This window comes from Janthinobacterium sp. NFX145 (assembly GCF_049810325.1).
GTDB classification, from domain to species: domain Bacteria; phylum Pseudomonadota; class Gammaproteobacteria; order Burkholderiales; family Burkholderiaceae_D; genus Janthinobacterium; species Janthinobacterium rivuli.
Window position 1 is genome coordinate 1178643 of sequence record NZ_CP187360.1, and the last position, 13302, is coordinate 1191944.

9 protein-coding genes are annotated in these 13302 nt (G+C 62.0%); 6 read left to right on the plus strand and 3 right to left on the minus strand.

The window, feature by feature from the left end:
- Positions 1 to 97: 97 nt before the first annotated feature.
- Positions 98 to 943 (minus strand): bifunctional methylenetetrahydrofolate dehydrogenase/methenyltetrahydrofolate cyclohydrolase FolD, encoded by an 846-nt coding sequence (gene folD, locus ACPJXG_RS05225; RefSeq protein WP_034747393.1) that lies wholly within the window; start codon positions 941 to 943, stop codon positions 98 to 100.
- A gap of 658 nt (positions 944 to 1601) precedes the next feature.
- Here folD and aceE point away from each other — a divergent pair.
- The 3 genes from aceE (at position 1602) to lpdA (ending at position 7849) form a co-directional block, all read left to right on the plus strand.
- A complete protein-coding gene (aceE, locus tag ACPJXG_RS05230; protein WP_425253625.1) occupies positions 1602 to 4298 on the plus strand; it encodes a pyruvate dehydrogenase (acetyl-transferring), homodimeric type in 2697 nt (898 codons plus the stop codon).
- A gap of 94 nt (positions 4299 to 4392) precedes the next feature.
- Positions 4393 to 6057, plus strand: coding sequence for a dihydrolipoyllysine-residue acetyltransferase (gene aceF, locus ACPJXG_RS05235; RefSeq protein WP_425253626.1), 1665 nt, complete (start codon positions 4393 to 4395; stop codon positions 6055 to 6057).
- A gap of 10 nt (positions 6058 to 6067) precedes the next feature.
- On the plus strand, positions 6068 to 7849 hold the full coding sequence (gene lpdA, locus ACPJXG_RS05240) for a dihydrolipoyl dehydrogenase (RefSeq protein WP_425253627.1): 1782 nt from the start codon (positions 6068 to 6070) through the stop codon (positions 7847 to 7849).
- Positions 7850 to 7872: 23 nt separating this feature from the next.
- Here the strand turns inward: lpdA and ACPJXG_RS05245 are convergent, their stop codons facing one another.
- On the minus strand, positions 7873 to 8223 hold the full coding sequence (locus ACPJXG_RS05245) for a hypothetical protein (protein WP_278316841.1): 351 nt from the start codon (positions 8221 to 8223) through the stop codon (positions 7873 to 7875).
- Positions 8224 to 8379: 156 nt separating this feature from the next.
- Here ACPJXG_RS05245 and ACPJXG_RS05250 point away from each other — a divergent pair, with 156 nt between their 5' ends.
- Positions 8380 to 9555: a hypothetical protein gene (locus ACPJXG_RS05250; protein ID WP_035821591.1), complete on the plus strand. Its 1176-nt coding sequence runs from the start codon at positions 8380 to 8382 to the stop codon at positions 9553 to 9555.
- A gap of 23 nt (positions 9556 to 9578) precedes the next feature.
- On the opposite strand, the gene ACPJXG_RS05255 is transcribed toward ACPJXG_RS05250, so the two are convergent.
- Positions 9579 to 10298 (minus strand): TetR/AcrR family transcriptional regulator, encoded by a 720-nt coding sequence (locus ACPJXG_RS05255; protein WP_402719261.1) that lies wholly within the window; start codon positions 10296 to 10298, stop codon positions 9579 to 9581.
- Between the two features lie 144 nt (positions 10299 to 10442).
- On the opposite strand from ACPJXG_RS05255, the gene ACPJXG_RS05260 reads away from it, so the two are divergent.
- Together ACPJXG_RS05260 and ACPJXG_RS05265 are read left to right on the plus strand one after the other, a co-directional pair.
- Positions 10443 to 11648: an HlyD family secretion protein gene (locus ACPJXG_RS05260; RefSeq protein WP_425253628.1), complete on the plus strand. Its 1206-nt coding sequence runs from the start codon at positions 10443 to 10445 to the stop codon at positions 11646 to 11648.
- A 6-nt stretch (positions 11649 to 11654) separates the two neighbouring features.
- Positions 11655 to 13253, plus strand: a complete 1599-nt coding sequence (locus ACPJXG_RS05265) for a DHA2 family efflux MFS transporter permease subunit (RefSeq protein WP_425253629.1) — start codon at positions 11655 to 11657, stop codon at positions 13251 to 13253.
- Positions 13254 to 13302: the final 49 nt, after the last annotated feature.

A 13302-nucleotide genomic window follows, 5' to 3' on the forward strand; every position in this document is an offset into this window, starting at 1 on the left:
TGAAAAACGTTCAGGGCAAGGCGCGGTGCCGAAGGCAGTACGAATAGTACGGCGAGGCACTGCAACGCAGCCATGGACGTTTTTTCAGGTGCTCCTCTTAAATGCGCTCGGCGGCTTCGACCGTGTTCATCAGCAGCATGGTAATCGTCATCGGACCCACGCCACCCGGTACCGGGGTGATGTGGGAGGCGACTTCTTTCACGCCGGCAAAATCCACGTCACCGCACAGCTTGCCTTCATCGTCGCGGTTCATGCCCACGTCGATGACGATGGCGCCCGGCTTGACCATGTCGGCCGTCAGGGTGTTGCGGCGGCCGACGGCGGCCACGACCACATCCGCCTGGCGCGTGTACAGGCCCAGGTCCGGCGTCGCACTATGGCAGATGGTGACGGTAGCGTTCGCTTGCAAGAGCAGCAGGGCCATCGGCTTGCCGACCGTGTTGCTGCGGCCGATGACGACGGCGTGCTTGCCGCGCAAGTCGACGCCCGTGCTTTCGATCAGTTTCATGCAGCCATACGGTGTGCACGGGCGGAAGCCGGGCAAGCCCGTCATCAGTTCGCCGGCGCTCAGGACGGAATAGCCGTCCACGTCTTTCGTCGTGGCGATCGCTTCGATGACCTTGTGCGGGTTGATGTGTTTAGGCAAGGGCATTTGCACGAGGATGCCGTGGATGGCAGGGTCGGTATTCAGGCTGGCGATACGCGCCAGCAAGTCCGCTTCGGACAGATCCGCTTCATATTTCTCCAGCACCGAGTGGAAACCCACGTCGCCGCACGCCTTGACCTTGTTGCGGACGTACACCTGGCTGGCCGGGTCTTCGCCGACGAGAATCACGGCCAGGCCGGGCTGGGTGCCCTTGGCCGTGAGGGCGGCGGCGCGCGTGGCGATCTCGCTGCGCAGTTTTTGGGAGAGGGCGATTCCGTCGATCAGTTGTGCTGGCATGGTAGGAGGCTGTGTGGGAGGGAAAAGACAGATTATAAAGCCGGCCGGTGCAAAGGGGCGGTTTTGGCGCCAAGCCCTTATGTTAAAAAGCGGGCCAGAGACGCGGGCCTGAGAAAATGCCGATGGCGGCGTTGCAGCTCCTTGCCGTACTGGCGTACTGTCTGTGTCGCCGCGCCTTGCCCTCGACATTTTTCAGGCCCGCTTGGCCCGGCATAAAAGCGGGCCAGAGACGCGGGCCTGAGAAAATGCCGATGGCGGCGTTGCAGCTCCTTGCCGTACTGGCGTACTGTCTGCGTCGCCGCGCCTTGCCCTCGACATTTTTCAGGCCCGCTTGGCCCGAGGCGCCTGGGCGGGCGACTGGGGCGTCAATGCGTTTTGCTGGTGTGCTGGTGGCGTAGGGAGCGCAAGGGCCTGTGGGTTTTTGGCGCCGTTTTTGGCACTTTGATCACGCTAATTTCCGGGCAGAATTTGCGGCAGTGCAGCATAAATTTCATAGGGTAATTTCATAATATGAAATGCTATATCGTAATTTGAAAAATAGTAAATACGCTGTTAGAATCCCCACACTAAACCGACTTAATAGTAAATAATCAGCGAAATACCGTCCGACAGCGATCCGGAAAATCGGGGTGGGGCGTTCACAAAGGAGACTCAACAGATGTCAGCTCAACTGAACCAGGTAACGACACAGATCGGCACCGACCCGGATATGCAGGAAACCAAGGAGTGGCTGGACGCGCTCGAAGCCGTTCTGGAAAATGAAGGTCCGGAACGCGCGCATTACCTGATGGAGCGCATGGTTGACCTGGCCCGCCGCCGCGGCGCCCAGATCCCGTTCTCCAGCACCACCGCCTACGTCAATACTATCCCCACCAAGCAAGAAGCACACTGTCCCGGCAACCTGGAATATGAAGAGCGCCTGCGCTCGTGGATGCGCTGGAATGCCATGGCCATGGTCGTCAAGGCCAACCGCGCCGACGGCGATCTGGGCGGCCACTTGTCCTCGTTCGCTTCGCTGGCGAACATGCTGGGCATCGGTTTCAACCATTTCTGGCACGCGCCTACGGCCGACCACGGCGGCGACCTGCTGTACATCCAGGGCCACTCCTCGCCCGGCGTCTACGCGCGCGCCTTCCTCGAAGGCCGTTTGAGCGAAGAGCAAATGCTGAACTTCCGCAAGGAAGTCGACGGCAAGGGCCTGTCCTCGTACCCGCATCCTAAATTGATGCCTGACTTCTGGCAGTTCCCGACCGTGTCGATGGGCCTGGGCCCGCACATGGCGATCTACCAGGCGCGCTTCCTGAAGTACCTGCACGCACGCGGCATCGCGAAAACCGACAACCGCAAGATCTGGGCTTTCTGCGGCGATGGCGAGATGGACGAGCCGGAATCGCTGGGCGCGATCGGTCTGGCCGCACGCGACATGCTCGACAACCTGGTCATCGTGGTCAACTGCAACCTGCAGCGTCTGGACGGCCCGGTACGCGGCAACACCAAGATCATCCAGGAACTGGAAGGCGAATTCCGTGGCGCCGGCTGGAACGTCGTCAAGGTCATCTGGGGTCCGGGCTGGGACGCCCTGCTGGCGCAAGACAAGGAAGGCATCCTGCAGCGCGTGATGATGGAAACCGTCGACGGCGAATACCAGAACTACAAGGCCAAGGATGGCGCCTACGTGCGCAAGCACTTCTTCGGCAAGCATCCGAAGCTGCTGGAAATGGTTGCCAACATGACGGACGACGACATCTGGCGCCTGACCCGTGGCGGTCACGATCCGCACAAGATTTACGCGGCATTCAAGATCGCCCAGGAACACAAGGGCCAGCCGACCGTCCTGCTGGTGAAAACCATCAAGGGTTACGGCATGGGCAAGTCGGGCGAAGCGCGCAACACGGCGCACCAGACGAAAAAACTGGACGACGAAGCCATCCGCGAAATGCGCGACCGCTTCTCGCTGCCTATCCCTGACGACAAGCTGGCCGACATCCCGTTCTTCAAGCCAGCCGACGACGCGCCGGAAATGGTCTACCTGCACGAGCGCCGCAAGGCCCTCGGTGGCTACCTGCCGCAGCGCCGCCAGAAGTCGGAAGAAACCCTGCCGGTGCCTGGCCTGGAGGCCTTTAAAAACGTGCTGGAAGCGACGCCTGAAGGCCGTGAAATCTCGACCACGCAAGCGTTCGTGCGTGTGATCTCGACCCTGCTGAAAGACCCGAACCTGGGCCAGCGCGTCGTGCCTATCCTGGTCGATGAATCGCGTACCTTCGGCATGGAAGGCCTGTTCCGCCAGATCGGCATCTACAACCCGAAAGGCCAGTTGTACGAGCCGGTCGACAAAGACCAGGTCATGTACTACCGCGAAGACAAGGCTGGCCAGATCCTGCAAGAGGGCATCAACGAAGCGGGCGGCATGAGCTCGTGGATCGCCGCGGCGACGTCGTATTCGACCAACGACCGCATCATGATCCCGTTCTACACCTTCTACTCGATGTTCGGCTTCCAGCGCATCGGCGACCAGGTATGGGCTTCGGCCGACATGCGCGCCCGCGGCTTCCTGATGGGCGGCACGGCTGGCCGTACGACCCTGAACGGCGAAGGCTTGCAGCACGAAGATGGCCACAGCCATATCTTCGCCGCGACCATCCCGACCTGCATGCCGTACGATCCGACCTTCAGCCATGAAGTCGCCGTCATCATCCAGGACGGCCTGCGCCGCATGATCGCCAATCAGGAAGATGTGTTCTACTACATCACGATCATGAACGAGAACTACGCCCAGCCAGGCATCAAGCCAGGCCAGGAAGAAGGCATCCTGAAAGGCATGTACAAACTGCAGGAAGGCCAGGCTGACGCCAAGCTGCGCGTACAACTGATCGGTTGCGGCACCATCCTGCGCGAATCGATCTTCGCCGCCGAGCTGTTGCAGAACGACTGGGGTGTGGCTGCGGACGTGTGGTCGGCGCCATCGCTGACGCTGGTGGCCCGCGATGGCCAGGATGCGGAACGCTGGAACATGGTCAACCCGTCGAAAGAGCAGCGCGTGCCATACGTGACGTCGCTGATGCAGGACACGGACGGCCCGATCGTCGCCACGACCGACTACATGCGCGCGTTTGCAGAACAGATCCGCGCCTTCATGCCGAAGGGCCGCACTTATAAAGTGCTCGGTACCGATGGCTTTGGCCGCTCGGACAGCCGCGCCAAGCTGCGCGAGTTCTTCGAAGTGAACCGTTATTATGTCACCGTGGCCGCGCTCAAATCGCTGGCTGACGAAGGCAAGATCGACGTGTCGGTGGTGGAGCAGGCGATCGCCAAGTATGGCATCGACGCGAACAAACCGAATCCGGTGACCCAGTAATCGTTGTGCGGACCCGATGATGCCAGGGCGGTGCGAAAGTGCCGCCCTGGCGTGTGTGCGGGTCCATCTGACAAATAAAATAACGGAGCAAGCTATGAGCATTGTGGAAGTCAAAGTCCCGGATATCGGCGATTTCAAGGAAGTCGAGATCATTGAACTGATGGTCAAGCCAGGCGATACGGTCAAGGTTGACCAGTCCCTGATCACGGTCGAATCGGACAAGGCCAGCATGGAAATTCCATCGAGCCACGCCGGTGTCGTCAAGGAATTGAAAGTCAACGTGGGCGACAAGATCGCCGAAGGTTCGCTGGTCCTGCTGCTGGAAGTGGCGGATGATGCGTCGGTCCCGGTATCGGCGCCTGCGCCTGCCGCTGCTGCGCCTGCACCGGCCGCCGCGCCAGTAGCTGAAGCTGCCCCTGCCGCTGCAGCCCCTTCCGGCGCGCCGGCCCTGGTCGAAGTGACCGTGCCCGATATCGGCGACTTCAAGGAAGTCGAAGTCATCGAACTGATGGTCAAGGTCGGCGACAGCATCAAGGTCGACCAGTCGCTGCTGACGGTCGAATCGGACAAGGCGAGCATGGAAATCCCATCGAGCCACGCCGGTATCGTCAAGGAATTGAAAGTCAAGGTCGGTGACAAGGTTGCCAAGGGTTCGCTGGTGCTGGTCGTCGAAACGACGGGTGGCGCTGCTGCACCTGCAGCCGCTGCTGCGCCAGCGCAAGCCGCCGCCGCACCAGCCGCCGCCATCGCTTCGGCGCCCGTGCTTGCCGCAGCACCTGCTGCAGCCCCGGCACCTGCCGCCGCACCTGCCGCCAACGGCAAACTGGCGCACGCGTCGCCATCGATCCGCAAGTTCGCGCGCGAACTGGGCGTGGACCTGAGCCGCGTGGGCGGTTCCGGTCCGAAAGGCCGCATCACCCAGGAAGACGTGCAGAACTTCGTCAAGGGCGTGATGTCGGGCGCAGTCGCCGCACCGAACGCGCCAGCCGCCGCCAAAGGCGGTTCGGGCGTAGGCCTGGATCTGCTGCCATGGCCGTCGCTGGACTTCAGCAAATTCGGTACGACCGAATTGCTGCCGCTGTCGCGCATCAAGAAAATTTCGGGTCCTAATTTGCATCGCAACTGGGTCATGATCCCGCACGTCACGCAGTTCGACGAAGCGGATGTGACGGACTTGGAAGCGTTCCGCGTCGACACCAACGCGGCCAATGCGAAGAACAAGGATGCGGCCAAGCTGACCATGCTCGCTTTCGTCATCAAGGCATCCGTTGCCGCGCTGAAGAAATTCCCCGCGTTTAACGCGTCGCTCGACGCCAAGGGCGAGAACCTGATCCTCAAGCAGTACTACAACATCGGCTTCGCTGCCGACACGCCGAATGGCCTGGTGGTCCCGGTGATCAAGGGCGCGGACCAGAAGTCGGTGTCGCAGATCGCCCGCGAAATGACGGAATTGTCGCTGCAGGCGCGCGAAGGCAAGCTGAAACCGGCCGACATGCAGGGCGCCAGCTTCACGATTTCGTCCCTGGGCGGCATCGGTGGCACGCACTTCACGCCTATCGTCAATGCGCCGGAAGTCGCGATCCTGGGCCTGTCGAAAGCCTCGATCAAGCCGGTATGGGATGGCAAGGCCTTCCAGCCACGTTTGATGATGGGCACCTCGCTGTCCTACGACCACCGCGTGGTCGATGGCGCGATGGGCGCGCGATTCTCCGTGTACCTCGGCGAAGTCCTGGCCGACATGCGCAAAATTCTGCTGTAAGGAGCGATTGATGAGCACAGTAGAGGTAAAAGTACCGAATATCGGCGACTTCAAGGAAGTCGAAGTGATCGAACTGATGGTCAAGGTCGGCGACACCATCAAGGTGGACCAGTCCCTGATCACGGTCGAATCGGACAAGGCCAGCATGGAGATTCCGTCGACCCACGCGGGTGTCGTCAAGGAAGTCAAAGTCAAGGTCGGCGACAAGATCGCTGAAGGCAGCGCGCTGCTGGTGGTGGAAGCGTCGGAAGGAGCTGCAGCTCCCGCAGCCGCACCGGCGGCTGCGCCTGCGGTGGCACCGGCTCCTGCAGCGGCGGCACCAGCTGCTGCCGTTGCCGCCATCCCGGCCGGCAATTACAGCGGCCAGGTCGACATCGACGTCGACATGATGGTGCTGGGCGGCGGTCCTGGCGGCTATTCGGCGGCGTTCCGCGCGGCCGACCTGGGCATGTCGACGGTCATCGTCGAGCGCTACGCCACCCTGGGCGGCGTGTGCCTGAACGTGGGCTGCATCCCGTCGAAGGCGTTGTTGCACGTCGCTTCCGTCATCGATGAAACGGCGCACATGTCCAACACGGGCGTGACGTTCGCCAAGCCGACCATCGACATCGACCAGGTACGCAAGTATAAGGAAGGCGTCATCTCGAACATGACGGGCGGTCTGGCCGGCATGGCCAAGGCGCGCAAGACGCAAGTCGTCACGGGCGTGGGCCAGTTCCTCTCCGCGAACCACATCGAAGTGACGGCAGGCGACGGCTCGAAAAAAGTCGTGCAGTTCAAGCAAGCGATCATCGCGGCCGGTTCGTCCGTGGTAAAACTGCCCTTCGTGCCGGAAGACCCGCGCATCGTCGATTCGACGGGCGCGCTGGAATTGCGCCAGATCCCGAAACGCATGCTGGTCATCGGCGGCGGCATCATCGGCCTGGAAATGGCGACTGTTTATTCGACCTTCTGTGCGCGCATCGACGTGGTCGAAATGATGGATGGCCTGATGCAGGGCGCGGACCGCGACGCCGTCAAGGTGTGGCAGAAGTTCAACGAGAAGCGCTTCGACAACATCATGACCAAGACCAAGACGGTCGCGGTGGAAGCGCTGCCGGAAGGCATCAAGGTCACGTTCGAAGCTGCCGAAGCAGGTGCCACGGCACCGGCGCCACAGATCTATGATCTGGTATTGGTGGCCGTGGGCCGCAGCCCGAACGGCAAGAAGCTCGCCGCCGACAAGGCTGGCGTGCAAGTGACGGACCGCGGTTTCATCAACGTCGACAGCCAGATGCGCACCAACGTGCCGAACATCTTCGCCATCGGCGATCTGGTGGGCCAGCCGATGCTGGCGCACAAGGCCGTGCATGAAGCCCACGTGGCTGCCGAAGCGGCATCCGGCCAGAAGTCGCACTTCGACGTCAAGGTGATCCCGTCGGTCGCCTACACGGATCCGGAAGTGGCATGGGCCGGCATCACGGAAGACGAAGCAAAAGCCAAGGGCATCAAGGTCGAGAAGGGCCACTTCCCTTGGGCCGCTTCGGGCCGCGCCGTGGCCAATGGCCGCGCCGAAGGCTTCACCAAGCTGCTGTTCGACGCTGAAACGCACCGCATCATCGGCGGCACCATCGTCGGCACGCATGCGGGCGACATGATTGGTGAAATCGCGCTGGCCATCGAAATGGGCTGCGACGGCACCGACATCGGCAAGACCATCCATCCGCATCCAACCCTGGGCGAATCGATCGGTATGGCCGCCGAAGTGTACGAAGGCGTGTGCACGGACTTGCCTCCACCGCGCAAGCGCTGATGTTGTAGCGCTGTGTCGTAACACTAAAAACCCCGCAAGCGATTGTGGGGTTTTTTACTATCCAACGATTGCCGGCACGCACGCGGGCGACAGGTGAACGATGAAGCGGCGAAATCGCGCTGGCCATCGAAATGGGCTGCGACGGCACCGACATCGGCAAGACCATCCACCCGCACCCGACCCTGGGCGAGTCGATCGGCAGGTTTGCAAAAGCGCGCCGAATTAGGCGTGTGCACGGACTTGCCGCCGCCGCGCAAACGTTGATGGTTTAGCCGCCAGTAGGCACACTCAAAAACCCGCAAGCGATATTGCGGGTTTTTTTTTATCCCTTGATCTGGGCAGCGTAAACCGCAGATGGCTTGTGGCAGATCCATCCCATGTGAACATTGGTGAGTATTGCCGTGTGGAAAAAGTGGCAGAATGGAGGTCTGTCACCATGTTCTGCTTCAATAGAAGCGTGTGATTTTTCCAGGAATGTTGCCAGCGTGGGGTTCGGTCAAATTCCGCTGTACTGAAAGAGTTTTGCAACGATGAAAAAATTTACCGCCCTTCATATTGCCGATGTCCGTTTGCGCCGGGCCGATGAGCAAGAGCAAGCCGTGATGCTGCATGCCTTGTACCAGGACGTGGCCGCTATCCTGGCGGCGGGCAAGAAGATCGATGCGATTTTCTTTACGGGCCAGCTGGTGGCGCTCGACGCCTGTGCCGGCACGACGCCCGTGTATGTCTACGAATACTTCCTGCGCCCCCTGCTGCAGGCGGCCAGCTTGCCTGGCGCGCGCTTCTACCTGGTGCCGGGCAGCCGCGCGCAGGGTGTCGCGGCTGCGGCGCTGGGCAATGCCGGTTTCAGCTTTTTCTCCGCCGACGAGCACGCCAGTGCCGAGCAGCGCGCGCACTACAAGAATATCCACGCCGTGTTTCATGGCCACCAGCATACGGGCGACGCCAGTTCGCTGATGAAGTCGCTGGGCATCCTGTTCAAGAGCAATCCGGGCAGCCTGTACAGTGCGCAAGGCCAGATGGCGGCGTTTGCCGTGCTCGAGTTCGGTACAGGCGAGGCCGCGGCCGATGGCGGCGCGGCAGGCACGCAGTGGACGGTGTCCCTGCGCGAGTTCGATGACGTGAGCAAGCACTTCGCCCTGTCGGTGCTGTACACGCCGAATGGTCAGGAAACGGGGCAGGTGGATGCCGAGTATGTATTTGCCACCTTGCTGCCGCAGCTGGCAGTCGAGCGCGATTATCTCGACGGCTTGCTGGGCAAGGCGGGCGCGCAGCAGCGCGAAAACGCAGGCGTGGCTGCCGATGCGCGCGAATTCCTGATCGAGCTGGCGTTCGTGATGTTCGAAGCCAAGACCGTCTTCCTCAGCGAGGCGGAACTGGAGCGCTTTGCCAGCGACTATTGTGGCGTGAAGGGCTGGAGCATGGCGGCCGGCGACTGGCTGGCGCCCTTGTATGCGCAGGGCTTGCTGCTGCGCGATGATGGCCAGGTGGCGTTTTCCTTCGATTACTTCCGCACGTATTTCCTGGCGCAGCGCTTTGAAACCTCGTTCGACCTGATGCGCTATGGCCCGGACCGCTACGATGGAAGTGAGTCTTCACTCAGTGTTGATGGCGCGTCAGCGGCCCAGCCTTTCCTGCGCGCGCTGGGCTTGAGCGAGGAGCACGCCGCAGCGGCGGTGCCGGAGGGTTGCAGCCGTCCTGGCTGATTTCCCCGCCCAGCCGTTCCGCGTCAGGCCGCCAGCGGCTGGCGCAGGGTGCCGTGCAGGAACAGGTCGAGACTGACCGCCACCTTGGCGCGCAATTGCGCCACATCCGGTTGCGCCTGTGGCGGAAACAGCAGGCGCGACATCTGGTCGCCCAGCAGGCAATTGAGCAGGTGCAGCGCCAGCATGGACGGTGTCAATTCCGCGCGAAACAGGGGCGCGATGTCGGGGCGGCTGAAAAACCTCGTCAGCATCTCGCGCGTCTGTCCCGGTCCCACCTTGTAAAACGTTTCCGCCAGTTCCGGGTGCGTGGCCGCTTCGGCCACCACCATGCGATTGAGGCGAATCGCCGCCGGCATGGTGACGAGCTGCACGAACAGCAAGCCGAACTCGCCCAGGATGGTGGGCAGGGGCCGCATATCCGTTTCCAGCGCCGGCATGGTCGAGAAGTAAGAGGCGCGGCGCAATTCCACCACGGCATTGAACAAGCCGGACTTGCCGCCAAACTTCACATAAATCGTGCGCACGGCCACATGGGCTTCGCGGGCGATCATTTCCAGGCTCACCTTTCCATACCCCTTTTCCAGAAACAGGCAGCCGGCCGTGTGCAGCAGGTTTTCCATGCGCGCTTCCATGTCGGCCGCGCGCGGCCGGCCGGCTGGCTTGCCGCAGCAGGAAAGTTCCTGGACGGCGTCGCCGGATTCTGTATCGGTAGGCAAGGTATCGCTGAGGCCGGGATCGGACATGGTCTGGGTCTCTTTATAAGGTGGAAGGTAAGTGATGGCTCACACTGTAGTGCAAATTAAAATGAAATGCAATCGTTTCATTTCTTGACTTTGGCTTTTCTTTGCCCAATAATGAACATATATCATTTCATTTCCGGAGCAAGTATGTCCAACCAGCCAGGCCAAGTAGAGCACAAGGTGCTGAGTGCCGTCCCACCCGCGGCCCCTGCCGCACCTTCCGCGCCCGCCGCTTCGGCCAGCTCCGCACCACCTAACAATCGCGTGAAAATCATCGCCGGCCTGATCGTCCTGGTTGCCCTGGGCGCCGGCGCCCGCATGTGGTACCGCAGCCACTATTTCGTGGAAACAGAAAACGCCTATGTGGCCGGCCACGTGCATCCCGTTTCGGCACGCATTTCCGGCGTCGTCACCAAGGTCTTCATTGACGACAATCAAATGGTGAAAGAGGGCGACGTGATCGCCGAACTCGACCCGTTCGACCAGCGCGTGAAAACCGAGCAAATTGCCGCGCAGATCGCCAGCGCCGAGCAGCAAGTGCTGCAAGCGGACGCGCAGATCGCGCAAGTGCAGGCGCAAGCGAGCGGCGCCCAGGCGCAAGTGGCGCAAGCCGATGCACAACTGCTGCGCGCAAAACAGGATGCGGACCGTTATGGCCAGCTCTACACGAGCCAGATGAAAGCCGTCTCGAAAGCGGAACTCGACGCGGCCAATGCGGCCCGCTCGAGCGCCGTGGCCGACCTGGCCGCCCGCCGCGACAGCGCTTCGGCCGCCAAGGCGCAGATCGGCGCGGCGCAAGCTGCGCGCGACGTGGCCAAGGCACAAGTGGCTGTATTGCGCGTGCAATTGAAGGACGCGGAACAGCAGCTGCAATACAACCGCATCCTGGCGCCCGTCGCCGGCCGCATCGGCAAGCGCAACGTGGAAACTGGCATGCGCGTGCAGCCTGGCCAGCAATTGACGGCCATCGTGCAAGACAACGTCTGGGTCACCGCCAACTTCAAGGAAACCCAATTGGCCGACCTGCACCGCGGCCAGAGCGTGCACGTGACCATCGACGCCATGCCGGGCAAGAAACTGGTGGGTACCGTGGACAGCTTCGCGCCTGCCTCGGGCGCGCAATTCGCCCTGCTGCCGGCCGATAACGCCACCGGCAACTTCACCAAGATCGTCCAGCGCGTGCCCGTAAAAATCGTCTTCCAGCCGGAAGACGTCAAGGCCATGAATGGCCGCCTGGTGCCGGGCATGTCGGTGATCGCCGAAGTGGAAGTGAATCAGCCTGAAACGCAGCCGGCCGCGCGCCACGCCGCTGTTTCCGCTCCCGCTCCAGCCGCCCAGACCACCACGCGCTAAGCTTCCATGAGCAGCCCTTCCACCACGCTGGCGAAGCCGCCAGCGTTTCCCGTGCTCGACGAGAAAGTCTCCGGGCGCACCTGGCTGGCGGTCGCCGCCGGCATGCTGGGCGCCTTCATGGCGGTGCTCGACATCCAGATCACGAATTCCTCGCTCAAGGATATCCTTGGCTCGCTGTCGGCCACCCAGGAAGAGGGCTCGTGGATTTCCACGGCCTACCTGGTGGCGGAAATCATCGTCATTCCCCTCACCGCGCTGCTGGCGCGCGTGTTTGGACTGCGCACCTACATGATCGGCACCACCGCTTTCTTCCTGCTGTTCTCCACCCTGTGCGGGGCGGCCTGGAACCTGGAAAGCATGATCGTCTTCCGCATGCTGCAGGGCTTCACGGGCGGCGCCCTGATCCCGATGGCGTTTACCCTGGTGATGCTCAAGCTGCCGCCATCGAAGCGCGCCGTCGGCATGGCCATCTTCGGCTTGACGGCCACCCTGGCGCCGGCCATGGGCCCGACCCTGGGCGGCTATCTCTCCGAGCTGTATGGCTGGCCATCGATCTTCTACATCAACTGGGTGCCGGGCGTGCTGCTGATCGTCGGCATGATCTATGGCCTGGACAAGGAGCCGCTGCAGCTCAAATTGTTCTGGAAAGCCGACTGGCTGGGCATCTTCTTCATGGCCCTGGGCCTGGGCTGCCTGACCATCTTCCTGGAAGAGGGCAATTCGAAGGACTGGTTCGACTCGGGCTTCATCATCGCCTTTGCCGCGCTGGCCCTGACGGGCATCCTGGGCTGGGTCGTCACCAGCGCCACGCGCGCCGAACCGTTCGTCAACCTGGGCCTGTACGGCCAGCGCAATTTTTTAGTGGCCACCGTGCTGTCGGCCGTGACGGGCATGGGCCTGTATGGCTCGGCCTTCTTGCTGCCCCTGTTCCTGGGCCAGATCGCCGGCTACTCGCCGATGCAGATCGGTGAAGTCATCATGTGGGTGGGCCTGCCGCAGCTGTTCATCATGCCCTTCGTCGCCAAGCTGTCGTCGACGGTGGACAACCGCATCCTGTGTTCGATCGGCCTGCTGCTGTTTGGCGGCTCGTGCATGATGAATGCCTATATGGACGCTTCCACCGGCTACGACCAGCTGCTGTGGTCGCAGGTGGTGCGCGCACTGGGCCAGCCCTTCGTCATGCTGACCCTGTCGAACTTCGCCATGAAGGGCATCGCACCGAAAGACATGGCATCGGCTTCGAGCCTGTTCAACATGACGCGCAACCTCGGTGGCTCGATTGGCATCGCCTTGCTGGCCACGGCCCTGAGCACCCGCGAGCACTTCCATTCGCAGCGCCTGGGCGAAGCGATCAATGCCTATTCCAGTGCCACGCAGCTGCGCATCGACCAGCTGACGTCGTCGTTCATGGCCAAGGGCTATGACGCCGTCACGGCCGGCAACCAGGCCTTGCAGGCGATCGACGGCATCGTGCGCCGCGAAGCGTATGTGATGGCTTACAACGATGGCTTCTTCCTGATCGGCGCCATCCTGCTGGCCTGCATCGTGCCCCTGTGGCTGGCCGACAAACTCAAAGCCCCCGGTGGCGGTGGCGGCGGTCATTGACCGCGCACAGTCCGCACGTGCAGCACCTCAAGAACAAGAAGGTATACAT